The sequence below is a fragment of the Streptomyces sp. NPDC054757 genome (assembly GCF_053612185.1).
In genome coordinates, this window is the sequence record NZ_JBSHBW010000019.1 from 2,501 (window position 1) to 26,031 (window position 23,531).

The window sequence follows — 23,531 nt, forward strand, 5'->3', positions numbered from 1 at the left end:
ACGATGTGGTCCTTGGGGACACCCGTCTTCGCGCCGAGCTCCGCGTTGGCACGTAGATGGCGCCATTCGCCGTGCACCGGCATGAGGTTCTTCGGACGGCAGATGTTGTAGAAGTACAGCAGCTCGCCGGCCGACGCGTGGCCCGAGACATGGACCTTGGCGTTGCCCTTGTGGACGACGTCGGCGCCCCAGCGGGTGAGTCCGTTGATCACGCGGTAGACCGCGTTCTCGTTGCCCGGGATGAGCGACGACGCCAGGATCACCGTGTCGCCCTGGACGATCCGGATCTGGTGGTCGCGGTTGGCCATCCGGGACAGGGCCGCCATCGGCTCGCCCTGCGAGCCGGTGCAGACCAGCACGACCTCGTCGTCCGGGAGGTCGTCGAGTGTCTTGACGTCGACGACCAGGCCCGCGGGCACCCTCAGATAGCCCAGGTCACGGGCGATGCCCATGTTCCTGACCATCGACCGGCCGACGAAGGCGACCCGCCGCCCGTACTCGTGCGCCGCGTCGAGGATCTGCTGGATGCGGTGCACATGGCTGGCGAAGCTCGCCACGATGATGCGCTTCTGGGCGTTCGCGAAGACCGTGCGCAGGACGTTGGAGATGTCACGCTCGGGCGGTACGAAGCCGGGCACCTCCGCGTTGGTCGAGTCGGAGAGCAGCAGGTCGATGCCCTCCTCGCTCAGCCGCGCGAAGGCGTGCAGGTCGGTGAGGCGGCCGTCCAGCGGCAGCTGGTCCATCTTGAAGTCGCCGGTGGCGACGGCCATGCCCGCGGGGGTGCGGATCGCGACCGCGAGGGCATCGGGGATGGAGTGGTTGACGGCGATGAACTCGCAGTCGAAGACGCCGATGCGCTCGCGCCGGCCCTCGGAGACTTCGAGGGTGTACGGGCGGATCCGGTGCTCCTGGAGCTTCGCCTCGATGAGGGCCAGCGTCAGCTTGGAGCCGATCAGCGGGATGTCCGGCTTCAGCCGGAGCAGATAGGGCACACCGCCGATGTGGTCCTCGTGCCCGTGGGTGAGCACGATGCCCTCGACGTCGTCGAGGCGGTCCTTGATGGTGGTGAAATCGGGCAGGATCAGGTCGATGCCCGGCTGCTCCTCCTCGGGGAAGAGCACGCCGCAGTCGACGATCAGCAGCCGGCCTCCGTATTCGAAGACCGTCATGTTCCGGCCGATCTCGCCGAGACCGCCGAGCGGGGTGACCCGCAGGCCGTTCTTCGGAAGCTTCGGCGGTGCGCCGAGTTCAGGATGCGGATGACTCAAAAGACTCTCCTCACCACACACGCCACGTACCCGAGGCACGTGGCGCGCATGATTCGTGCACTTGCAGTTGTCAGAGTGATCTTGCGTATTCAGTTGTGAAGTCTGTGTTTAAAGTTCTACCCCGCCGGCGGCAAGATCGATCTTGAGCTGAGCCGTTTCCTCGGGGGCGAGTTCCACCAGGGGGAGCCGGAGCGGTCCGGCGGGCAGGCCCTGGAGGCTCAGCGCGGCCTTCGTCGTGATCACTCCCTGCGTACGGAACATACCGGTGAAGACCGGCAGCAGACGCTGGTGGATCTCCGTCGCCTTCTGGACGTCGCCCGCGAGGTATGCCTCCAGGAGGGACCGCAGCTCCGGGGTGACGAGATGGCCGACGACCGAGACGAATCCGCAGGCACCCACCGAGAAGAGCGGCAGGTTCAGCATGTCGTCGCCGGAGTACCAGGCCAGGCCACTGCGCGCGATGGCCCAGCTGGCACGGCCGAGGTCGCCCTTGGCGTCCTTGTTGGCCACGATGCGCGGATGCTCGGCCAGCCGGACGATGGTCTCGGTGTTGATCGGCACACCGCTGCGGCCGGGGATGTCGTACAGCATGACGGGCAGCCCGGTGGAGTCCGCGATGGCGGTGAAGTGCCGGAGCAGGCCCTCCTGCGGGGGCTTGTTGTAGTACGGCGTGACGGCGAGCAGGCCGTGCGCGCCGGCGGCCTCGGCACCCCGGGCCAGTTCCAGGCTGTGCCGGGTGTCGTTGGTCCCTACGCCCGCGATGACGTGAGCACGGTCTCCGACCGCTTCCCGTACCGCCCGCACGAGGTCGTTTTTCTCCGCGTCGCTGGTGGTCGGGGACTCGCCGGTGGTGCCGTTGACCACCAGGCCGTCGTTGCCTGCTTCCACCAGATGGGTGGCAAGCCGCTGCGCGCCGTCGATGTCGAGCGCGCCGTCCGCCGTGAAGGGCGTGACCATAGCGGTGAGGACCCGCCCGAAGGGGGTCTGCGGAGTGGAGATCGGAGCCATGGGTACCACGCTACTCGCTGCTCAGTACGCCCCGTCCCCTCGGGGGACGGGAGCTACGGAGCCCGGCACTGCCTGCTCGGGGGTTCAAGCAGTGCCGGGTCCGTTTGATCAGCCTAGATGAACTTAGCCAAAGCGTGCAATCCGGACACCTCACGTGGCTCAGTCGCACACCCGTACCTCAAGGGGCGACTCGGCCGTTGGCATTGAAGGCCGCATGGGTCAGCGGCATGAGGCTCTTCCAGTGCTCTTCCATCTGCTCGCCGACCATCTCGATCTCCCGCTGCGGGAAGGACGGCGTCCGCGCCAGCTCGTGCTGGGTGCGCAGGCCGAGGAAGTGCATCAGTGACCGGGCGTTGCACGTCGCGTACATCGAGGAGAACAGGCCGACCGGGAGCACCGCCCTGGCCACCTCGCGGGCCACGCCCGCGGCCAGCATCTCCTGGTAGGCGTCGTACGCCTGCCGGTAGGAGTCCTCCATGACGCGGCCGGTCAGCTCCTGCTGGGCCGCGGTGCCCTCGACGAACTCGTACTTGCCGGGACGGCCCTGCTGGACCAGCTTGCGGGACCCGCCCGGTACGTAGAAGACCGGCTGCAGCTCCCTGTAGCGGCCCGATTCCTCGTTGTACGACCAGCCGACCCGGTGCCGCATGAACTCACGGAACACGAAGATCGGGGCGCTGATGAAGAAGGTCATCGAGTTGTGCTCGAAGGGGCTGCCGTGCCGGTCCCGCATCAGGTAGTTGATGAGCCCCTTGGAGCGCTCCGGGTCCTTCCGGAGCTCTTCGAGGGACTGCTCGCCCGCCGTGGAGACTCGGGCCGCCCACAGCACATCGGAGTCGCCGGCGCTGTGCTTCACCAGTTCGACGGTGACGTCGCTGCGGAAGCTCGGCTTGGGGTCTGGGGTGGCGGTGTCACTCACCGGCGGGGTCCTTCCATCGCATCGCTCGGGCGGCGCCCACTCTACGGCGCGGCGCCGGTGGCCAGGACCGACGAACCGTCAGCAGAAAAGTTCTGCGAATTCGTGGAAATCGGGCACCGATCGATGGCTTTGAACGTCTGTATGGGTGGAACCAGAGTGGAACCGGAAGTCTCGTGATCCAAGGAGAAGTGCCCCTATGTTCCGCCGGCGAGAGGCCGTCCCGTTCGCATTCGTCGCTGACGCCGACCGCTTCCGTAGCAACATCGAACCGCCGCCCCGTCAACGCCCCAGCCTCTCCCAGCTCGCCGGCCGTGTGCTGGTGGGAGTGACCGTCGTAGCGGGCCTCGCAGGCTCGCTCCTGTTCGGTCTGCCGGCTCTGGCAGCCGATCAGACGCCCGCGCAGACGCATCAGTCCGAAGCGGCGCACGACCACTGACTCGTCCGGACCCCTGGGGTGGTCGGACGATCATCTCATCGGTAGCCTCACCGGGCACAGCCAAACGAGCGTGCTTGTGAGTGAGGATCAGTCGTGCCCCTGCCTTTCCTGACGGCCGACCGCGCGTTCGACGCAGCCGCCGAAAATGCCGGTGATGTCGCGCTGCCGTACGACGACCACGACCAGTGGCGCCGCCCCTACCGCCCCGGACCCTGGCGGGTCGGGGCGGCGGCGGTGTTTCTGCTGCTCGCGTCGTTCATCCTGCTGGCGGCGATGATCATCGCCTTCGCCGGTGCGGTGTCGGGTGCCGGTGTCACCCTCGTCCTCGGTCTCGTCGTCGTGGCCTGCGCCCTTCGGCTGCTGCGGATGGGTGCCTGGGTGAGCAGGCACGGGGTGCGGCGGGTCGGCTTCTTCAGGACGGCCACCATTCCCTGGGGCCGGATGACGGCCGTACGCACCGTGCAGCAGCCGGTCCGCTGGCTCGGGCTGCCGCGCACGGTGCAGGGCGAGGCGCTCCTGCTCGTACAGCAGGGTGGTGAGCAGCTGCCGCCGCTGCTCACCGACCACAGTGCCGACTTCCTGGCACGTCATGAGGCCTTCGACCGGGCGGCGGACACGGTCGAGGCGTGGGGTGCGGAGTACCGGCACCGCTGATCAGGGCAGAGCCGGGCCGGGGCGGTGCACCACCCCGGCGGCCCGCAGGCCCGTCAGATACTGGCGGGCCTGCCCGCGTGCAGGGCGATGGCCCGCTGCATCGCCTTGCGGGCGCGCGGGGTGTCCCGGGCGTCCTGGTAGGCGACCGCGAGGCGGAACCAGCAGCGCCAGTCGTCCGGGCTGTCCTCGGTCTCCTCCTTGCGGCGGACGAAGACCTTGTCGGCCGATTCGCGGTCGATCCGGCCGCTGGGCGTACGGACCAGCTCGTCGACGGGCAGGCCGCCCTCGGCGTCCAGTTCGGCGGCAAGCCGGTTGGCCCGCCGGACGAACTGGGTGTTCTTCCAGAGGAACCAGACGCCGATCAGCGGCAGGATCAGCACGGCCACACCGAAGGTGACCGTGAGGAGCGTGCCGTTCTCGATGAGCAGCACGCCCCGGCTGCCGACCAGGAAGAAGTAGAAGACCAGGACGGCGGCCGTGACGAGGTAGGTGATCTTTGCGCGCATCGGGTCAGCCCAGATCGAGGAAGTGTTCCAGGCCGAAGGTGAGGCCGGGGGTGGTCACCACGCGGCGCGTGCCGAGCAGGATGCCCGGCATGAAGCTGCTGTGGTGCAGGGAGTCGTGGCGGATGGTGAGCGTCTCGCCCTCGCCGCCGAGCAGCACCTCCTGGTGGGCCAGGAGGCCGCGCAGCCGTACGGAGTGCACCGGGACGCCGTCGACACCGGCGCCGCGGGCGCCGTCCAGCGCGGTGCTCGTCGCGTCCGGCTGCGGGGCGCAGCCGGCCTTGTCGCGGGCGGCGGCGATCAGCTGGGCGGTGCGCTGCGCGGTGCCGGACGGGGCGTCCGCCTTGTTGGGGTGGTGCAGCTCGATGACCTCGACGGATTCGAAGAAGCGGGCTGCCGCCTGGGCGAACGTCATGGTGAGCACGGCCCCGATGGAGAAGTTCGGGGCGATGAGGACGCCGGTCTCCGGGGAGGCGGTGAGCCAGGTGCGGAGCTGCGTCAGGCGGTCGTCGGTCCAGCCGGTGGTGCCGACGACGCCGTGGATTCCGTGGCGTACGCAGAATTCCAGGTTCGCCATCACCGATTCGGGGTGCGTCAGGTCGACGGCCACCTGGGCGCCGGACGCGGTGAGGGCGTCGAGCGCGTCGCCGCGGCCGAGTGCGGCGACCAGTTCCATGTCGTCGGCGGCGTCGACGGCCCGTACGGCTTCGGAGCCGATACGGCCCCGTGCGCCGAGGACGGCGACGCGCAGCTTGCTGCTCATGCTTGCTCTTCCTTCATCGCTCGCGCTTCACACGTCATGGCTGACGCGTTTCACAGACGGTTCGGCCCAGGTCACGGGCGGTTCGGTTCAGGAGACCGCTTCGTGGAGGCGGTCGGCCTGCTTGTCCTTCAGCGGTCCGATCACCGACAGCGAGGGACGCTGTCCCAATATGTCGTGGGCGACCGCGCGGACGTCGTCCGGGGTGACCGCGGTGATCCGCTCCAGCATCTCGTCGACGGACAGCTGGGTGCCCCAGCACAGTTCGCTCTTGCCGATGCGGTTCATCAGCGCCCCGGTGTCCTCCAGGCCGAGCACCGTGGAGCCGGCGAGCTGGCCGACCGCGCGGTGGATCTCCTCGTCGGTCACCCCTTCGCCGGCGGCGCGGCCGAGTTCGTCCCGGCAGATCTTCAGGACGTCGTGGACCTGGCTGGGGCGGCAGCCCGCGTAGACCCCGAAGAGCCCGCAGTCGGCGAAGCCCGAGGTGTACGAGTACACGCTGTAGGCGAGGCCGCGCTTCTCGCGTACCTCCTGGAAGAGGCGGGAGCTCATACCGCCGCCGAGTGCGGTGTTGAGCACGCCGAGCGCCCAGCGGCGCTCGTCGGTCCTGGCCAGGCCCGGCATACCGAGGACGATGTGTGCCTGCTCGGTCTTGCGGTTCAGCAGGTCGAAGCCGCCCGCGGTGCGCAGGGTGCGGGCGCCGGCGCGCGGGTCCACCGGGACCGCGTCGGTACGCGACAGCGCGCCCGCGCGCTCGAACGCCTCGCCGACCTGGCGTACCACCGTGTCGTGGTCGATGTTGCCTGCGGCGGCCACGACGAGGTGCGTCGGGTCGTAGTGCTTCTTGTAGAAGCGGGCGATCTGGCTGCGGGTGAGCCCGTTGACGGTGTCGACCGTGCCGAGTACCGGGCGGCCGAGGGGGGTGTCGCCGAACATCGTCTGGGCGAAGAGGTCGTGCACGACATCGCCGGGGTCGTCCTCGGTCATCGCGATCTCTTCGAGGATGACGCCGCGCTCGGCCTCGACGTCCTCGTCGGTGATCAGCGAGCCGGTCAGCATGTCGCAGACGACGTCCATGGCGAGCGGCAGGTCGCTGTCGAGCACCCGTGCGTAGTAGCAGGTGTACTCCTTCGCCGTGAAGGCGTTCATCTCGCCGCCGACCGCTTCGATCTCGGCCGAGATGTCGAGGGCGCTGCGCCTGCCCGTGCCCTTGAAGAGGAGGTGTTCCAGGTAGTGGGTGGCGCCGTTGAGTGACGGCGTCTCGTCCCGGGATCCGACGTTCGCCCAGATCCCGAAGGTCGCCGAGCGTACCGAGGGGACGGTCTCTGTGACGATGCGCAGACCGCCGGGGAGGGTGGTCCTGCGGACCGCGTCGCTGGACTGTGCTCCGGCGTTGCTCACGTTTCTGTCCTTCGATGCACTGCTGCCGTCTCGTCCGTGAGGTGGCTCTGGGTACGGGCGACGGCCCGCGCCTCCGGGGAGGTGCGGGCCGTCGTCACGGAACTGCGGGACGTCACTTCTCGGTGTCGTCCTTCTTCTCGTCCACTTCTTCGCCCTCGATGACGGGGACGAGGGAGAGCTTGCCGCGGGAGTCGATCTCGCCGATCTCGACCTGGACCTTGGAGCCGACCGCGAGCACGTCCTCGACGTTCTCCACACGCTTGCCGCCGGCGAGCTTGCGGATCTGCGAGATGTGCAGCAGGCCGTCCTTGCCCGGCATGAGCGACACGAACGCACCGAAGGTGGTGGTCTTGACGACCGTACCCAGGTAGCGCTCGCCGACCTCCGGCATGGTCGGGTTGGCGATCGAGTTGATCGTGGTGCGCGCGGCCTCGGCCTGCGAACCCTGCTGGGCACCGATGTAGATGGTGCCGTCGTCCTCGATCGTGATGTCGGCGCCGGTGTCCTCCTGGATCTGGTTGATCATCTTGCCCTTGGGGCCGATGACCTCACCGATCTTGTCCACCGGGATCTTGACGGTGATGATCCGCGGGGCGTTCGGGGACATCTCGTCCGGGACGTCGATGGCCTCGTTCATCACGTCGAGGATGTGGAGGCGCGCGTCACGGGCCTGCTTCAGCGCGGCGGCCAGGACCGAGGCGGGGATGCCGTCGAGCTTGGTGTCGAGCTGGAGCGCGGTCACGAACTGCTTCGTACCGGCGACCTTGAAGTCCATGTCGCCGTAGGCGTCCTCCGCACCGAGGATGTCGGTGAGGGCGACGTAGTGCGTCTTGCCGTCGATCTCCTGCGAGATGAGGCCCATGGCGATACCGGCGACGGCGGCCTTGAGGGGCACACCGGCGTTCAGCAGAGACATGGTGGAGGCGCAGACCGAGCCCATGGACGTCGAGCCGTTGGAGCCCAGCGCCTCGGAGACCTGGCGGATCGCGTACGGGAACTCCTCGCGCGTCGGCAGCACCGGCACGATGGCGCGCTCGGCGAGCGCTCCGTGGCCGATCTCGCGGCGCTTGGGCGAGCCCACGCGGCCGGTCTCACCGACGGAGTACGGCGGGAAGTTGTAGTTGTGCATGTAGCGCTTGCGGGTCACCGGGGAGAGGGTGTCCAGCTGCTGCTCCATGCGGAGCATGTTGAGGGTGGTGACGCCCAGGATCTGCGTCTCGCCACGCTCGAAGAGCGCCGAGCCGTGCACGCGCGGGATGGCCTCGACCTCGGCGGCGAGCGTACGGATGTCCGTGACGCCGCGGCCGTCGATGCGGACCTTGTCCTTGATGACGCGCTCGCGCACGACGGACTTGGTCAGCGCGCGGTACGCGCCGGAGATCTCCTTCTCGCGGCCCTCGAACTTCGGGAGCAGCTTCTCGACGGCGATCTCCTTGACGCGGTCCAGCTCGGCCTCGCGCTCCTGCTTGCCGGCGATGGTGAGCGCCTTGGCGAGCTCGGTCCTGACCGCGGCGGTGAGCGCCTCCAGGACGTCGTCCTGGTAGTCGAGGAAGACCGGGAAGTCGCCGGTGGGCTTGGCGGCCTTGGCGGCGAGGTCGGACTGGGCCTTGCAGAGCGCCTTGATGAAGGGCTTCGCGGCTTCGAGACCGGCGGCGACGACCTCTTCGGTCGGGGCCTCGGCGCCGTCCTTGACGAGCTGGATGGTCTTCTCGGTGGCCTCGGCCTCGACCATCATGATCGCGACGTCGCCGTCGTCGAGCACGCGGCCCGCGACGACCATGTCGAAGACGGCGTCCTCAAGCTCGGTGTGGGTCGGGAAGGCGACCCACTGGCCCTTGATCAGGGCGACGCGGGTGCCGCCGATCGGGCCGGAGAAGGGCAGGCCGGCCAGCTGCGTGGAGCAGGAGGCGGCGTTGATCGCGACCACGTCGTACAGGTGGTCGGGGTTGAGAGCCATGATCGTCTCGACGATCTGGATCTCGTTGCGCAGGCCCTTCTTGAAGGAGGGGCGCAGCGGCCGGTCGATCAGACGGCAGGTGAGGATCGCGTCCTCGGAGGGGCGTCCCTCGCGGCGGAAGAAGGAGCCGGGGATCTTGCCGGCCGCGTACTGCCGCTCCTCGACGTCCACCGTGAGGGGGAAGAAGTCGAGCTGGTCCTTGGGCTTCTTGGACGCGCTGGTGGCCGACAGCACCATGGTGTCGTCGTCCAGGTACGCCACGGCGGAGCCGGCAGCCTGCTTGGCGAGGCGGCCCGTCTCGAAGCGGATGGTGCGGGTGCCGAAGGTTCCGTTGTCGATAACGGCCTCGGCGTAGTGGGTCTCGTTCTCCACTAGCGTTTTCTCCATACTCGTCGTCTTTCGTCCCCCAGCCCGTGTGGCGGGGAACGGGGCGGAGAAGCGCTCCATGGTTGCGGGGCCGGTCTTCGATCGAAGCACCCGGGTGATGTTTCCCGGGCGCCACTACCGAGGACCGGCGGCGGCTGGAGGGCGCTTCCCCTCGTTCGGTACTGCGATGTTTCCTGCCGCGCGGTGTTCCTCACCGCGGCGGCATGCACACTCAGGTTACTGAGCGCGGCCCGGATCGCGCACGTACAGCATCCGCAGCACGTACGGCAAAGGGAGCGGTCCCCAGGAAATGGGGCCCGCTCCCTCGCACAACGTTCTTACTTGGCGCCGCCGGCCGCACCGCGGCGGATGCCGAGGCGGTCGACCAGCGCACGGAAGCGCTGGATGTCCTTCTTCGCCAGGTACTGGAGAAGGCGGCGACGCTGGCCGACGAGGATCAGCAGACCCCGGCGGGAGTGGTGGTCGTGCTTGTGCATCTTGAGGTGCTCGGTCAGGTCCGAGATGCGGCGCGAGAGCATGGCGACCTGGACCTCGGGGGAACCGGTGTCGCCTTCCTTCTGGCCGAACTCGGTCATGATCTGCTTCTTCGTAGCGGCGTCGAGCGACACGCGTACTCCTCGTGAGTCTTCAGGCCACCGAGTGCCCCAGGTCGAATACGCTGGGGAACTTCCGTAACTCGGGAGGCGGGGTCCGCTGGGCGCAGCCTCCGGGCATCCGGAGGCGCGTACACAGACGGCCGTCACACAGCGTATCAGCCTTTCCGAGTCGGCCGGCCCGTCACCCCCGGCCCCTCCCGTACACCCGAACGGCTCATGCCGCGCGCCACGCCACACCGCATCGGATCCCTTCGGTGTGAGCTGCGCCATGCTCCTGTGCTGTCCAGCCCGTCGGGGCGCGACCACAGCAGCAGGAGCACCACAGTGACCACGAGGGCCACCGAGGATTCACCCACGTCCGATGGCGAGTACGACAGCGAGGTACCGCCACGCCCCAGGCGTCCGGGAAGCGTCATCGTCAGCTGGGCGACCACGACCGATCACAAAACGATCGGCACGATGTATCTGGTCACATCGTTCGCCTTCTTCTGCATCGGCGGCGTGATGGCGCTCCTGATGCGTGCGGAACTGGCGCGGCCGGGTACCCAGATCGTGTCGAACGAGCAGTACAACCAGGCCTTCACGATGCACGGCACGATCATGCTGCTGATGTTCGCGACGCCACTGTTCATCGGCTTCACCAACTGGATCATGCCACTGCAGATCGGGGCGCCCGATGTGGCGTTCCCCCGGCTGAATCTCTTCGCCTACTGGCTGTATCTGTTCGGTGCGCTGATCGTCATGGGCGCCTTCCTCACCCCGGACGGGGCCGCCGACTTCGGCTGGTTCGCGTACTCCCCGCTGACCAGCACGATCCGCTCCCCCGGAGTCGGCGCGGACCTGTGGATCATGGGTCTGGCCTTCCAGGGCTTCGGCACGATCCTCGGCTCGGTCAACTTCATCACCACGATCATCTGCATGCGCGCCCCCGGCATGACGATGTTCCGTATGCCGATCTTCGTGTGGAACGCGCTGCTGACCGCCGTGCTCGTGCTGCTCGCCTTCCCGGTGCTGGCCGCCGCCCTGCTCGCGCTGGAGGCGGACCGGAAGTTCGGCGCCCATGTCTTCGACGCGGCCAACGGCGGCGCCCTGCTGTGGCAGCACTTGTTCTGGTTCTTCGGGCATCCGGAGGTCTACATCATCGCGCTGCCGTTCTTCGGGATCGTCACCGAGATCATTCCGGTGTTCTCCCGCAAGCCGGTCTTCGGCTACATCGGTCTGGTGGGGGCCACGATCTCCATCGCGGGGCTCTCGGTGACGGTGTGGGCGCACCACATGTATGTCACCGGTGGTGTGCTGCTGCCGTTCTTCTCCTTCATGACCTTCCTGATCGCGGTGCCGACCGGGGTGAAGTTCTTCAACTGGATCGGCACGATGTGGCACGGCTCGCTGTCGTTCGAGACACCGATGCTCTGGGCGATCGGCTTTCTGGTCACGTTCCTCTTCGGCGGCCTGACCGGCGTCATCCTGGCCTCCCCGCCGATGGACTTCCATGTCTCGGACTCGTACTTCGTGGTCGCGCACTTCCACTACGTGGTGTTCGGGACGGTGGTCTTCGCGATGTTCGCCGGGTTCTACTACTGGTGGCCGAAGTTCACCGGCAAGATGCTGGACGAGCGGCTTGGCAAGATCAACTTCTGGACGCTGTTCGTGGGCTTCCACGGGACGTTCCTGGTACAGCACTGGCTGGGCGCGGAGGGTATGCCCCGGCGGTACGCGGACTACCTGGCCGTTGACGGCTTCACCACGCTGAACACCATTTCGAGCATCAGCTCCTTCCTGCTGGGGCTCTCGCTGCTGCCGTTCTTCTACAACATCTGGAAGACGGCCAAGTACGGCAGGAAGGTCCTGGTCGACGACCCGTGGGGCTACGGCCGCTCGCTCGAATGGGCGACATCGTGCCCGCCGCCCCGGCACAACTTCACGACCCTCCCGAGGATCCGTTCCGAATCCCCGGCCTTCGACCTCCACTACCCCGCGATCAACGCCCTCGAAGCAGCGGGCCACTCGGCGGGCGCCTCTTCCCCCGGTACCGGCACTGGCACGGGCACGGGTACGGGCACAGGGGACGCGTAGCCCGCGCCGGTGGCTGGTCCGGCGGCGGCAGCCCAGAGGGGGGAAGGAAAGCCCGGTGGCAGGAACGGCGGAGGAGGAGGCGTGACAGCCGACGAGGACACCGCACGCGGTCTCGTGCGGATCGAGGGCTATCTGCTGTGGAGCGCGGAGATGGACGAGGCCCGCCGGCAGGCGGCCCTCTTCGCCGGCCAGCTGCCCTGGCTGACCACCGCGCAGCGGGAGGACGTGGAACGCCTCTACGCGGCCGACCGCGTGGCCGTCTCGCGGGCCGTACTGGTGCGGATCTCCGACCGGGCGGCCGAGCTGCGCGGCGAGTACACGGCGCGCTACGAGCAGTTGAAGAGGCGCTGTGTGTCGCTGACGGTGATGGCGGTCGGTGCGGTGAGCGGCACCTGTACGGCGATCACCCTGCTCAGCCGGTGACCGCGCCGGGCCCTGTATCACGCCGGATCCACGTCGTCCGGAACCCCTGATCAGGGCCCGTCCCGCCAAGTAGGCTGGGCGTTCAGCTCGTTCGTACGTGGTGAAGGGACTCGGCAGCCATGGCTGACGCACAGGACAAGGACCGTCAGGACAAGGACCGTCAGGACAAGGACCGTAAGGAACGCGAGAAGGAAGAGCTCTACGCCCTCGACATCTCCGGTGTCGAGTGGCAGGGCGCGCCCGGCACCTCGGAGCACGAGGAGCGGGTCGAGATCGCGTATCTGCCGGACGGCGCCGTCGCCATGAGGTCCTCCCTGGACCACGGAACGGTGCTGCGGTACACGGAAGCGGAGTGGCGCGCCTTCGTGCTGGGCGCCCGGGACGGTGAATTCGACCTGGAGCCCGCGCCGCACAACGGCGGGCTCACGAGCGCCACGGAGTAGGCGCAGGCGCAGGGGCGCCGGACGGAGGGGTGGGCAGGGGGATTTGGGGACCTTCCTTCCGTTATGGCCGATGTGTGGTGGCGCAACTGGTCCTTCTCCGGGCGCCTCTTGACGTAAAGGTCACGTCGCCCGGCGCACTCCGTCATGCCGTGCCGGTACGAAGGGTGATTAGGCTGGACGGGGGCGCGGGCCATATCCCGCAAGCGGGCTGCTCGCGTCCTCACGGGGAGAGCCAGGCGGATCGGACGACAACGGTCGCCCCCCATCCACTACGGCACGAGGGTGCTAGAGCACACCAGCGGGAGGCATTGTGAACAGCGATCGGGACGAGATTCGCGGGGGACCGAACACGCCCGTCGACGATCAGTCCGACGCGGATCCCGCCGGGACGGGTGAGTTCACCATCGACTACACCCCTCCTGCCTGGTACACGCAGAACGCGTCGGACGCCCAGGCCCAGGAGGCAGCGCCGGCCGCGCCGCCGCCCGGTGCCGCTCCGCCGGTGCGTCAGCCGCCTCCGCCGCCGCAGGCCCCGCCGACCGGTCCCGTCGGCGGGCCCGCGGCTGTGCCGGGGCTGCCACTGACCGGCGGCTTCCAGCCCAACTGGAGCCCGACGCCGCGCCCGGAGACGGAGCCCGGGGCCGGACCGGCTGTACCGGCTGGGCCGGGCACCGGCGCGGCGCCCGAAGCGGACGCGGTCTCCGGGCGGGACAAGGAGCAGGCATCGGGCGGGACTCCTGAGCCGAAGCGGAAGTCCGGGTACGGGACGGAGCGTATGTCTCCGTACGGGTTCTCGTACGGGTCGGCATCGGATGCCGAAGACGGGCCGGGCCCCGATGCGGAGGACGGAGCGGAAGCCGGGCCGGGATCCGGTTCGGGGTCGGTGGCGGAGTCCGTCGGGAAGTCCGTCGGGAAGTCCGCCGCCGAGGCCAGGCGCCGGTTCGAGTCCAAGCCCGAGCCGGAGGCTGAGCCTGAGGCCGAGATGGAGACCGAGACGGAGGCTGAGCCCGCGTCCGTATCCGAGCCCGCGCCCCCGTCCGCGCCCCTCGCGCCGGACGTTCCGGAGCCGGAACCGGAGCGGAAGGCGGAGCCGGAACCGGCTGCTCCGGAGGCCGAGCCCGAGAAGGCGGCCGAGGCGCTGGGCGGAGGTGATGTGGAGAGCGGAGCCACCATGAAGTTCTCCCCCGCCGCGCTGAAGCGCGAGTTCGAGAAGCTCGAAGCAGCCGCGAAGGCCGCCCGGGAGCGGCCGGGGACCTCTCCGGCCACCGAGCAGAAGAGCACGCCCGCACCGCCGACCGGGGCTCCGGCCGGGGCTCCCGGCTCCTATCGGTCCGATGCCTTCGCGGATGTCGCCGCCTCGTTCGACGTACCCGGAGCTCCGCGCGGCACCGGTGACCGGAGTGGTTCCGGGTCCGTGGCCGGGTCCGGAGCAGCGGCCGGGTCTGCCGACGAGCCGTCCGACGCCGTACCCACGCCCAGTGACGCGGTACCTCCGCACACTCCGGACGACGCGGAGCCGCAGGATGCTCCTCCGGCGCCCGCCCGCCCCTGGTCGCCCACGCCTGCCGGGCAGCCGCAGGGTGAACTCCCGCCGCTGCCGCCCGCGTTCCAGCCCGCTGCGCCGCCGCCCGCTTCCCAGTGGCCGGTGAGCACACCGAGCGCCGACCAGTCACAGCCGTACCCCGGGACGCCCCAGCAGGGCCCGCCGCCGGGCGATCCTGCCGCTCCCCCGGCGGCCTGGCCCGCGCAGGGCGCCCAGCCGGCCGGTGCGCCGGGTGGCGGTTACGGCTTCCCGCGCCCCTCCCAGCCGCAGCAGCAGACGCCCGGTACACCACCCCCGGCTCAGCCTCCGCAGGGTCAGGTTCCGCAGGGGCAGGCCGGTTACGGATTCCCGCACCAGGCCCCCGGCCGGCCCGCGCCGCAGCAGCCGCAGCCCGGTTACGGGTTTCCCCAGCAGGCCCCCCACCAGCCCGCGCCGGAGCAGCAGCCACAGCCCGGTTACGGATTCCCCCAGCAGCACCGGCCGGAATCCGCGCCGCAGCCGTTGCCCCAGGCACCAGAGGCTCCCCGGACACCCGAGCCGCCGCAGAGCGGTTACGGATTCCCGCAGCAGCAGGGCGCACCGCAGGGGCAGGCCGGTTACGGATTCCCGCAGCCCCACCAGCCCGGACAGCCTCCGCAGCAGCCGCCGCACCCCGCGTCCGGTTACGGCTTCCCGCAGCCCGGCGCCACCGGCGGCCCGGGAGTTCCCGCGCCACAGGACCCGCAGGCGCAGAACCAGCAGCCCCAGGACCCGCGGGCCCAGAACCCGCAGGCCCAGGACCCGCAACAGCCTGCCGCCCCGGTCGATCCCCGTACCGGAACGGGGTGGCCGCAGCCCGTCGCCCACGACCAGCGGGAGCGTTCCGTTCCCGGTGCGCCGCTGGGGTACACGGCCGCTGTCGAGCTGTCGTCCGACCGGCTGATCCGCAACAAGCAGAAGACGAAGAGCACGCGCAGCGGCCCGGCCGGCGCCTCGCGCTTCAAGCTCGGCGGCAAGAAGGAGGAGGCCGAGCGGCAGCGCAAGCTCGAACTCATCCGGACACCGGTCCTCTCCTGCTACCGGATCGCCGTCATCAGCCTCAAGGGCGGTGTCGGCAAGACCACCACCACGACCGCGCTGGGTGCCACGCTGGCGACCGAACGGCAGGACAAGATCCTGGCGATCGACGCCAACCCGGACGCCGGAACGCTCGGCAGGCGGGTACGGCGGGAGACCGGGGCCACCATCCGTGACCTGGTCCAGGCGATCCCGTATCTCAACTCGTACATGGACATCCGGCGGTTCACCTCGCAGGCGCCCTCCGGTCTGGAGATCATCGCCAACGACGTGGACCCCGCCGTCTCCACCACGTTCAACGACGAGGACTACCGCCGGGCGATCGACGTCCTGGGCAAGCAGTACCCGGTGATCCTGACCGACTCCGGTACGGGTCTGCTCTACAGCGCGATGCGGGGCGTGCTCGACCTCGCCGACCAGCTGATCATCGTCTCCACCCCGTCCGTCGACGGCGCGTCCAGCGCGAGCACCACGCTCGACTGGCTCTCGGCGCACGGCTATGCGGAGCTGGTGGGGCGCTCGCTCACGGTGATCTCCGGGGTCCGCGAGACCGGCAAGATGATCAAGGTCGACGACATCGTGCAGCACTTCGAGACCCGGTGCCGCGCCGTCGTCGTCGTACCGTTCGACGAGCATCTGTCGGCGGGTGCCGAGGTCGACCTGGACATGATGCGGCCGAAGACCCGCGAGGCGTACTTCAACCTCTCAGCCCTGGTCGCCGAGGACTTCCAACGCGCCCAGCAGGCCCAGGGGTTGTGGACCGGCAACGGCCAGAGCGCGCCTCCGCACATGCCGCCGCCGATGCCCGGCGTGCAGCAGCCGTACGCACCCCGGACGCCTCAGGCCCCCCAGGGTCCGCAAGGGGCGCAGCAGCCCTACGGCGACGGCCGGCAGCCCTATCCGCCGCAGCAGCAGGGCTGGCAGCACCCCGCCCAGCCCGGCCCCGCGGACCCCGAGGGCCAGGGCCTGCACAGCCAGGGCCACCCCGGGCAGGGGCAGCAGGGCCAGCCGGCACAGCACGGACAGCCGGTGGCGCCGGGGCAGCCCTGGCCGCAGCAGCCGGGGCAGCCACAGCCTCCGTCGCAGCAGCCGGGAGACCCAGGTCAGCCCGGTCAGCCGGAGCCGGGAGGCTTTGTGCCACCCGCCGGATGGCCGCAGCAGCCGCCCCCGCAGGCACCGCCGGCCTCCCGGCAGTAAGGCCATAAGGGTATAGACCATTGAAGGCCCGCACCGTGCGAACGGTGCGGGCCTTCAGCCATTTGCGCAGACCAGGCGCGGTCTTGACGACCGTTGACATGTCTAAACCACCGCTGATAAACCTTCGCTTCACCAGCTGGCGACTCCATGATTCACCCTGACGCGAGGTCAACGCCCATGGACAGAAGAGTTCCGACCGGCACAATCCGGCACCGTTCCCGTTCCCGTCTGCTTCTGGCCACCGGCGCGACCGCCCTCGCCCTGGCGGCCGCCGCCGCGACCCCGCTGAACCCGGCCCCCCAACAGGCCCACGCCGCCACGGCCAAGGCACCTTCCGCATCCGGAGCCGACCAGGGCTCCGGCGGCAAGAAGGTCCTCACCATCGCCGTCAACCAGAGCGTCGACTCGATGAGTCCGTTCCTCGCCCAGCGCCTGGTCTCCACCACGGCGCTGCGCCTGATGTACGACTACCTGACGAACTATGACGTCAAGGACGGCCACACCGTCCCCGGTCTCGCCACTTCGTGGAAGCCGTCGGCCTCCAAGCTGACCTGGACCTTCACCATCCGGAAGAACTCCACGTGGTCGGACGGCCGGCAGGCCACCGCCGACGACGCGGCGTGGACGTTCAACAAGATGATGACGGACCCGGCGGCGGCCACCGCCAACGGCAACTTCACCGCGAACTTCAAGAAGGTGACGGCGCCCGACCCGCAGACCCTGGTCGTCCAGCTGAAGAAGCCTCAGGCGACGATGACCGCGCTCGACGTACCGATCGTGCCCAAGCACGTCTGGGAGAGTGTCAAGGACTTCTCGAAGTTCAACAACGACAAGAAGTTCCCGGTCGTCGGCAACGGTCCGTTCATCCTCACCGACTACAAGGTCGACCAGTATCTGAAGTTCAAGCCGAACAAGACCTTCTGGCGGGGCGCCCCCAAGTTCGACGAGCTGGACCTCAAGTACTACAAGGACAACGACGCGGCCGTGGCGGCCCTGGAGAAGGGCGAGGTCTCCTTCGTCCAGGGCCTCACCCCGGCCCAGGCGGCAGCCCTGAAGTCCGAGAAGAACATCAAGGTCAACGACGCCCCGGGCCGGCGCTTCTACTCACTCGCCGTCAACCCGGGCGCCCAGGCCAAGGACGGGACGAAGTTCGGCAACGGCAACCCGGCGCTCCAGGACAGGCGGGTACGCCAGGCTCTGTTCGCCGCCACCGACACCCGGACCATCGTCGACAAGGTCTTCCAGGGACACGCCGTCCAGGGCGCCGGATACATCCCGCCGCGCTTCAAGGACTACGTCTGGAAGCCGTCGGCGAGCCAGCAGATCAGCTACGACCCGGCCAGAGCGGCCAAGCTCCTCGACGAGGCGGGCTACCGGAAGAACGGCGCGGGCAAGCGGGTCGGCAAGGACGGCAAGCCCCTGAACCTCCGGCTGCTCTGCCATGCCACCGCCCCGGAGGACAAGGCCGTCGGCCAGTACATGAAGGAGTGGTACGGGAAGCTGGGCATCGGCCTCACGATGTCGTGCGTCGACAACGTCACCGACCCCGAGCTGGCCGGCCAGTACGACCTGGCCTTCGACGGCTACTCGGTCAACCCCGACCCGGACTACGTACTGTCCATCCACACCTGCGCGGCGCGGCCCAGCACCCCGAAGGACACCGGTTCCACCGACACCTTCATCTGCGACAAGAAGTACGACAGCCTGTACGCCCGGCAGGCCCAGGAGTACGACACCGCCAAACGGGCTGATCTGGTCAAGCAGATGGAATCACGGCTGTACGACACCGGGTACATGAATGTCATGGCATACCCGAACGCGGTCGAGGCATACCGTACCGACCAGATCAAGTCCATCGACACGATGCCCCTGGCGGCGGGAAACATCTGGGGCCAGGACGGCTACTGGAGCTGGTGGTCGGCGGTCCCGGCCGACCACAGCGCCTCGAAGTCGTCGGGTTCCTCGACGGGGCTCGTCATCGGCATCGTGGCGGCTGTCGTCGTGATCGGGCTCGGAGGCTTTGTCGCCCTGCGCCGCCGTTCCACAGCGGAAGACCGTGAATAACCCATGAGCGCTGCTAGCACCACTCCGCTCGCGGAGGGTGCGGCGGACGGCCCGGTCGAGGTCAAGACCGGGCCGTCCGGCCCTCGCACCCGCAACGCGACCGCGTATCTGCTGTATGTGGCGGGCAAGCTGGGCGGCGCGGCCGTCTCGCTGCTCGCCGTTCTGGTCACCAGCTTCTTCCTCTTCCGGATCATTCCGGGCGACCCGGTCCGTACGATGACGCACGGGCGTGCGGTCAGCCACGCCCAGCTCCTGGAGCTCCGCAAGCAGCTGGGGCTCGATCTGCCGGTGTGGCAGCAGTTCACGCAGTACTGCTCCAAGGCGCTCACCGGGGACCTCGGCACTTCGTACCAGTTCCACGCCCCCGTCACCGATCTGATCGCTCAGAAGCTTCCCGCGACGCTGCTGCTCACGGGCGTCGCCGTGGTCATCCACTGTGCGCTCGGTCTCTGGCTGGGCACCCGCTCCGCCTGGCGGAACGGCCGGCTCGGCGACAAGATCTCGACCGGTGTGGCACTGACGCTCTGGTCGGTGCCGTCGTTCTGGCTCGGGCTGCTGCTGATCATCGTCTTCTCGGTGGGGGTCGGGCCGATCCCCGGGATGTTCCCGACCGGCGGTATGGAGTCCGGCGGCCTGTCCGGTCTCGCGTACGTCACCGACATCGCGCACCACATGGTGCTACCCGTGATCACGCTCGTCGCGGTGGGTTACGCGCAGACGCTGCTCGTCATGCGCTCCTCGCTCCTCGACGAGATGGGCAGCGACTATCTGACGACGGCGCGGGCCAAGGGGCTGCGGGACGATCTCGTACGCCGCCGTCACGCGGTGCCCAACGCGCTGCTGCCGACCGTCACCATGATCTTCATCAACTTCGGCCAGGTGGCCGCCGGTTCGATCCTCGTCGAGACGGTCTTCTCCTGGCCCGGTGTCGGCGGGCTGTTCTACTCGGCGCTCAGCGTGCCGGACCTTCCGCTGGTGCAGGGCCTCTTCGTGGTCTTCGCGGGGGCCATGATCGTGATGAACGTACTCGCCGATCTGCTCTATCCGCTGCTCGATCCCAGGGTGGGCCGATGACGACCGCACAACCGACGGCGGGCTCGCTCGCCCGCGCCAGGAAGCGTGCGTCGGTGGCCCGCTTCTGGCAGCAGTACCGCACCCACCGGGCCGGGGTCATCGGGCTGGCGGGGCTGGTCCTCATCGCGCTGATCGCCGTGGCGGCGCCGCTGCTGGTCGGCGGTGACGTGCACAGTGTGACCCGGGCTCCGGGCTCGCCCCTGGAGTCGCCCAGCGGGCGGTTCCCGCTCGGCACCGACCAGTTCGGGCGCTCCGTGCTCGGGCTGCTGGTCTGGGGGGCGCGGATCTCACTGACCGTCGGGCTGCTGGCCGCGGCCCTCTCGGTGGCCATCGGCACCCTGGTCGGGATCATCGCCGGGCACTTCGGCGGCTGGTTCGCGACCGTGCTGATGCGGATCACCGACTGGTTCCTGGTGATGCCGACCCTGGTGCTTGCGATCGTGCTGGCCACCGTGCTCGACCACTCGGTCTGGACGGTGATCCTGGCGATCGGCGTCACCTCCTGGCCGACGACCGCGCGGCTGGTGCGCGCGCAGACCATCGCCGTGGAGTCCCGTCCGTACATCGAACGTGCCCGCGCGCTCGGCGGAGGTCACAGCCATGTGATGACCCGGCACGTGCTGCCCAATGTGGTGCCGCTGGTGCTCGCCCAGACGACGCTGGGCATCTCCAACGCGATCCTCACCGAGGCGACCCTGGCCTTCCTGGGTCTCGGGGATCCGACGGTGATCTCCTGGGGCGGCATGCTCCAGGACGCGCGCGAGGCGGGCGCGGTCTCCTCGGGGCACTGGTGGTATCTGGCGCCGCCCGGGATCGCCATCGCGCTCGTCGCGCTCGCCTTCACCCTCTGCGGCCGCGCCGTGGAGGCCGTGCTCAACCCGAGGCTGGGGGTGGGACGTTGAGCCTGCTCGAAATCAGGGACCTGAAGGTCACCTATGGATCGGGGGCGTCGGCCGTGCCCGCGGTGCGCGGGGTGGACCTGACCGTGGGCGCCGGGCAGAAGCTCGGGATCGCCGGTGAGTCCGGGTGCGGGAAGTCGACGCTGGCGCTGGCGCTGCTGCGGCTGCTGCCCGCATCGGCGAAGCTGAGCGGCGAGATCCTGCTCGACGGCGAGGACGTCCTCACCATGAAGTGGGGGCGGCTGCGGGCCGTCCGGTGGGCGGGCGCCTCGATCGTCTTCCAGGGTGCGATGCACTCCCTCAACGCGGTGCACCGGATCGGCGACCAGATCACGGAGCCGCTGCTCGTACACCGTCAGGCGACTCCGGCGGAGGCACGCAGGCGGGCCCGGGGGCTGCTGGAGCAGGTGGGGCTGCCCGCGGCGCGGGCCGACGCCTATCCGCACGAGCTGTCCGGCGGGCAGCGGCAGCGCGTGATGATCGCGATGGCGCTGGCCTGCGACCCCCAGGTGATCGTCGCCGACGAGCCGACCACCGCGCTCGACGTGATGATCCAGGCCCAGATCCTGCGGCTCATCGAGCAGCTGGTCGCGGACCAGGACATCAGCCTGCTGATGATCAGTCATGACCTCGCGGTGCTGGCCGACACCTGCGACCGGCTCGCCGTGATGTACGCGGGCCGGATCGTTGAGGAGGGCCCGGCGCAGCAGGTCTTCACCGCCGCGGCGCACCCGTACAGCGCCGCGCTCTCCGGGGCCTTCCCGCGCATCGGCGACCCGGTTTCCCGGCGCGCCCCGCGCGGGCTGCCCGGTGACCCGCCCGACCCGGCGGCGCTGCCTTCGGGCTGTACGTTCCATCCGCGCTGCCCGGTGGCGCTGGACGCGTGCGCGACCGCCGGGCAGGAGCTGCGGGACGCCGGGCCGGGACGGCAGGCGGCCTGTCTGCTCGTGGAGCCGGGCGCTGCCGCGGCACCCGACGCCAGTGCCGGTCCGGCCGCCGAGCCCGGTGCCGAGGAAACAAGGAGCACCTCATGACCACCCCTCCTCCCCTGCTCAGCACCACCGCGCTTGAGGTGGCCTTCCCCGGCCGGCGCGGGGCTTCCCCTGCGCGCGCCGTCGACGGCGTGGACCTCGACATCCGGCCCGGCGAGATCGTGGCCCTGGTCGGCGAGTCGGGGTGCGGCAAGTCGACGCTCGCCCGTGCGCTGCTCGGACTCGTGAAACCGACGTCGGGCGAGGTCGCCTTCGGGGGCGAGCCGCTGGACCTCTCGGCCCGCGCACTCAAGGCGTACCGCAAGCGCGTCCAGCTGGTGCTCCAGGACCCGAGCGGTTCGCTGAACCCGCGGCACACCGTGTACGAGGCGGTGGCGGAGGGGCTGCGGATCCACGGGTTCACGGGTGACGAGCGGGACGCGGTGTCCGGGGCGCTCTCCCGGGCGGGGCTGCGGCCGCCCGAGCGGTTCTTTCTGAAGTATCCGCACGAGCTGTCGGGCGGTCAGCGCCAGCGGGTGGTGATCGCGGGGGCGCTGGTGCTCGATCCCGAACTCATCGTGGCGGACGAGCCGGTGGCGTCGCTCGACGCGTCCGTGCGCGGTGAGATCCTCGCCCTGCTGCTGCGGCTGCGGGACGAGCTGGGCCTGTCGGCGCTGGTCGTCACCCATGACCTGGGACTCGCCTGGAACATCGCCGACCGGGTCGCCGTGATGTATCTCGGCCGGATCGTGGAGACGGGCGACGTGGACCGGATCCTCACGGCGCCCCAGCACCCCTACACCCAGGCGCTGCTGTCGGTGATGCCGGACGCCACGACGGAGCCGGTGGTGCTCACGGGCGAGCCGCCGGACCCGTCCAGGGTGCCGCCCGGGTGCCGGTTCCACGCCCGCTGCCACATCCTCGCCTCGGGCGAGGCCGAGCGGGCGGGGGTCGCCGACGCCTGCCGTACGGAGGACCTTCCGGTGCTCGCGGGCAGCGGCGATGACGCGGTGGCGTGCCACTGGGCGGCGGCGATGAAGACGGCGGGTCCGGTACCGGCGTCCTGAGGCGAGCGGCGTGGTGTGACAACCGAGCGCTGTCAGACGGGCTGGCCCAGGGGCCGGATGGTCAGGGTGTTGAGGTCGACGCCCGTCGGCTGGTCGAGGGCGAAGCAGATGGCCTCGGCGATGGGCTGGGGAGGCAGGGCGAAGGGGGGAACGTCGGCGCCTTGCCAGAAGGGGGTGTCGATCATGCCGGGGTTGACGAGAGTGACACCGATGCCGCGGGTCGTCGCGTGCAGGCGCAGGTTCTCGGCGAGTCCGGTGGTGGCCCACTTGGTGGCCGAGTAGAGATTGGCGGAAGAGTTCTTCAGCCCGGCGACGCTGCCGATGAGCACCAGCCGTCCGCCGGTGGCTTCGAGGTGGGGCAGGGTGGCGTGGGCCAGCAGCGCGGGACCGAGGACGTTGGTGAGGACCATGGGCGACCACAGCGTCGGGTCGCCTGCCCCGATGGAGTCACCGGACATGAATCCGGCGTTGGCCACCGCCGCGTCAAGGACACCGAAATGCGCCACGGTACGGGTAACGGCCGACTCGGTGGCCTGCCAGTCCGCCGCGTCCGCGACCAGGCCCAGCAGACGGTCGGGGTGACCGGCCTCGTCGAGGAACGCCTTCAGCCTGCTCTCGTTACGGCCGGTGACGGCCACGCGGTGGCCGCGGTCGAGGAGCAACCGCGCGGTGTGGGCGCCGATACCGCTGGTCGCGCCGGTGATCAGTACGGTCTTGCTCGTCATGGTCATGCTCCTGAAGCGTGGATGGGGGTCGGCGGACGGCGAGGAAGGAGCGCCGTTCACGTCCGCCGACCCCACGAAACCGGCGCCGTCGAAGGCGGGCAAGG

General features: G+C 69.5%; 19 protein-coding genes and 1 pseudogene (1 of these 20 cut by a window edge). 11 read left to right on the forward strand and 9 right to left on the reverse strand.

Annotated features, from left to right (window positions below; genetic code table 11):
* The 3 genes from ACWGKJ_RS21860 to thyX form a co-directional block, all read right to left on the reverse strand.
* On the reverse strand, positions 1-1,268 hold the 5' portion of the coding sequence (locus ACWGKJ_RS21860; RefSeq protein WP_385029994.1) for a ribonuclease J. 418 nt of this gene lie to the left of the window's left edge; only the first 1,268 of its 1,686 coding nucleotides appear in the window; the start codon lies at positions 1,266-1,268; its stop codon lies beyond the left edge, outside the window.
* 108 nt (positions 1,269-1,376) lie between these two features.
* Positions 1,377-2,276 carry a 4-hydroxy-tetrahydrodipicolinate synthase gene (gene dapA, locus ACWGKJ_RS21865; RefSeq protein ID WP_385029991.1) on the reverse strand — a complete coding sequence of 300 codons (900 nt, stop codon included), beginning with the start codon at positions 2,274-2,276 and terminating at the stop codon, positions 1,377-1,379.
* 178 nt (positions 2,277-2,454) lie between these two features.
* The gene (thyX, locus tag ACWGKJ_RS21870) at positions 2,455-3,195 is read right to left on the reverse strand and encodes an FAD-dependent thymidylate synthase (protein WP_385029988.1); all 741 of its coding nucleotides are present in this window, start codon (positions 3,193-3,195) and stop codon (positions 2,455-2,457) included.
* Between the two features lie 196 nt (positions 3,196-3,391).
* Here thyX and ACWGKJ_RS21875 point away from each other — a divergent pair, with 196 nt between their 5' ends.
* The gene (locus ACWGKJ_RS21875) at positions 3,392-3,631 is read left to right on the forward strand and encodes a hypothetical protein (protein ID WP_385029986.1); all 240 of its coding nucleotides are present in this window, start codon (positions 3,392-3,394) and stop codon (positions 3,629-3,631) included.
* A gap of 93 nt (positions 3,632-3,724) precedes the next feature.
* Entirely contained in the window at positions 3,725-4,285 is a 561-nt protein-coding gene (locus ACWGKJ_RS21880; protein ID WP_385029983.1) for a hypothetical protein, read from the forward strand.
* Between the two features lie 53 nt (positions 4,286-4,338).
* On the opposite strand, the gene ACWGKJ_RS21885 is transcribed toward ACWGKJ_RS21880, so the two are convergent.
* The 5 genes from ACWGKJ_RS21885 to rpsO all read right to left on the reverse strand — a co-directional run bounded on the left by ACWGKJ_RS21885 (position 4,339) and on the right by rpsO (position 9,901).
* The gene (locus ACWGKJ_RS21885) at positions 4,339-4,791 is read right to left on the reverse strand and encodes a tetratricopeptide repeat protein (protein WP_385029980.1); all 453 of its coding nucleotides are present in this window, start codon (positions 4,789-4,791) and stop codon (positions 4,339-4,341) included.
* A 4-nt stretch (positions 4,792-4,795) separates the two neighbouring features.
* Positions 4,796-5,551: a 4-hydroxy-tetrahydrodipicolinate reductase gene (gene dapB / locus ACWGKJ_RS21890; RefSeq protein WP_385029977.1), complete on the reverse strand. Its 756-nt coding sequence runs from the start codon at positions 5,549-5,551 to the stop codon at positions 4,796-4,798.
* Positions 5,552-5,638: 87 nt separating this feature from the next.
* Complete coding sequence (locus ACWGKJ_RS21895; RefSeq protein ID WP_385029975.1) at positions 5,639-6,949, reverse strand: M16 family metallopeptidase; 1,311 nt, start codon at positions 6,947-6,949, stop codon at positions 5,639-5,641.
* Positions 6,950-7,061: 112 nt separating this feature from the next.
* A complete protein-coding gene (locus ACWGKJ_RS21900) occupies positions 7,062-9,278 on the reverse strand; it encodes a polyribonucleotide nucleotidyltransferase (RefSeq protein ID WP_385030000.1) in 2,217 nt (738 codons plus the stop codon).
* A gap of 332 nt (positions 9,279-9,610) precedes the next feature.
* Entirely contained in the window at positions 9,611-9,901 is a 291-nt protein-coding gene (rpsO, locus tag ACWGKJ_RS21905; RefSeq protein WP_250297433.1) for a 30S ribosomal protein S15, read from the reverse strand.
* Between the two features lie 405 nt (positions 9,902-10,306).
* On the opposite strand from rpsO, the pseudogene ctaD reads away from it, so the two are divergent.
* The 9 genes and pseudogenes from ctaD to ACWGKJ_RS21950 form a co-directional block, all read left to right on the forward strand.
* Positions 10,307-11,965: pseudogene (ctaD, locus tag ACWGKJ_RS21910) on the forward strand (aa3-type cytochrome oxidase subunit I); the annotation flags it as partial.
* A gap of 81 nt (positions 11,966-12,046) precedes the next feature.
* Positions 12,047-12,388 (forward strand): hypothetical protein, encoded by a 342-nt coding sequence (locus tag ACWGKJ_RS21915; protein ID WP_385029968.1) that lies wholly within the window; start codon positions 12,047-12,049, stop codon positions 12,386-12,388.
* 119 nt (positions 12,389-12,507) lie between these two features.
* On the forward strand, positions 12,508-12,831 hold the full coding sequence (locus tag ACWGKJ_RS21920) for a DUF397 domain-containing protein (protein ID WP_385029965.1): 324 nt from the start codon (positions 12,508-12,510) through the stop codon (positions 12,829-12,831).
* A gap of 310 nt (positions 12,832-13,141) precedes the next feature.
* Positions 13,142-16,627, forward strand: coding sequence for an SCO5717 family growth-regulating ATPase (locus ACWGKJ_RS21925; RefSeq protein ID WP_385029962.1), 3,486 nt, complete (start codon positions 13,142-13,144; stop codon positions 16,625-16,627).
* A 177-nt stretch (positions 16,628-16,804) separates the two neighbouring features.
* Complete coding sequence (locus tag ACWGKJ_RS21930) at positions 16,805-18,691, forward strand: ABC transporter substrate-binding protein (protein WP_385029959.1); 1,887 nt, start codon at positions 16,805-16,807, stop codon at positions 18,689-18,691.
* 3 nt (positions 18,692-18,694) lie between these two features.
* Positions 18,695-19,765: an ABC transporter permease gene (locus ACWGKJ_RS21935; RefSeq protein ID WP_385029956.1), complete on the forward strand. Its 1,071-nt coding sequence runs from the start codon at positions 18,695-18,697 to the stop codon at positions 19,763-19,765.
* The gene (locus tag ACWGKJ_RS21940) at positions 19,762-20,667 is read left to right on the forward strand and encodes an ABC transporter permease (RefSeq protein ID WP_385029953.1); all 906 of its coding nucleotides are present in this window, start codon (positions 19,762-19,764) and stop codon (positions 20,665-20,667) included. The genes ACWGKJ_RS21935 and ACWGKJ_RS21940 overlap by 4 nt, the downstream gene beginning before the upstream one ends.
* Entirely contained in the window at positions 20,613-21,698 is a 1,086-nt protein-coding gene (locus ACWGKJ_RS21945) for an ABC transporter ATP-binding protein (protein WP_385029997.1), read from the forward strand. Before ACWGKJ_RS21940 ends, ACWGKJ_RS21945 begins: the two co-directional genes overlap by 55 nt.
* Positions 21,695-22,702 (forward strand): oligopeptide/dipeptide ABC transporter ATP-binding protein, encoded by a 1,008-nt coding sequence (locus ACWGKJ_RS21950; RefSeq protein ID WP_385029950.1) that lies wholly within the window; start codon positions 21,695-21,697, stop codon positions 22,700-22,702. Before ACWGKJ_RS21945 ends, ACWGKJ_RS21950 begins: the two co-directional genes overlap by 4 nt.
* Before the next feature lie 32 nt (positions 22,703-22,734).
* Here ACWGKJ_RS21950 and ACWGKJ_RS21955 read toward each other — a convergent pair whose 3' ends face one another.
* Entirely contained in the window at positions 22,735-23,427 is a 693-nt protein-coding gene (locus ACWGKJ_RS21955; protein ID WP_385029947.1) for an SDR family oxidoreductase, read from the reverse strand.
* Positions 23,428-23,531 lie beyond the last annotated feature (104 nt).

Excerpts from the sequence above, each read along its gene's own strand:
- ACWGKJ_RS21940 (WP_385029953.1), top strand. The coding sequence starts at position 19,762 with ATGACGACCGCACAACCGACGGCGGGCTCGCTCGCCCGCGCCAGGAAG.
- ACWGKJ_RS21875 (WP_385029986.1), top strand. The coding sequence starts at position 3,392 with ATGTTCCGCCGGCGAGAGGCCGTCCCGTTCGCATTCGTCGCTGACGCC.
- ACWGKJ_RS21920 (WP_385029965.1), top strand. The coding sequence starts at position 12,508 with ATGGCTGACGCACAGGACAAGGACCGTCAGGACAAGGACCGTCAGGAC.
- ACWGKJ_RS21935 (WP_385029956.1), top strand. The coding sequence starts at position 18,695 with ATGAGCGCTGCTAGCACCACTCCGCTCGCGGAGGGTGCGGCGGACGGC.
- ACWGKJ_RS21950 (WP_385029950.1), top strand. The coding sequence starts at position 21,695 with ATGACCACCCCTCCTCCCCTGCTCAGCACCACCGCGCTTGAGGTGGCC.
- ACWGKJ_RS21885 (WP_385029980.1), bottom strand. The coding sequence starts at position 4,791 with ATGCGCGCAAAGATCACCTACCTCGTCACGGCCGCCGTCCTGGTCTTC.
- ACWGKJ_RS21955 (WP_385029947.1), bottom strand. The coding sequence starts at position 23,427 with ATGACGAGCAAGACCGTACTGATCACCGGCGCGACCAGCGGTATCGGC.
- dapB (WP_385029977.1), bottom strand. The coding sequence starts at position 5,551 with ATGAGCAGCAAGCTGCGCGTCGCCGTCCTCGGCGCACGGGGCCGTATC.
- ACWGKJ_RS21930 (WP_385029959.1), top strand. The coding sequence starts at position 16,805 with ATGGACAGAAGAGTTCCGACCGGCACAATCCGGCACCGTTCCCGTTCC.
- dapA (WP_385029991.1), bottom strand. The coding sequence starts at position 2,276 with ATGGCTCCGATCTCCACTCCGCAGACCCCCTTCGGGCGGGTCCTCACC.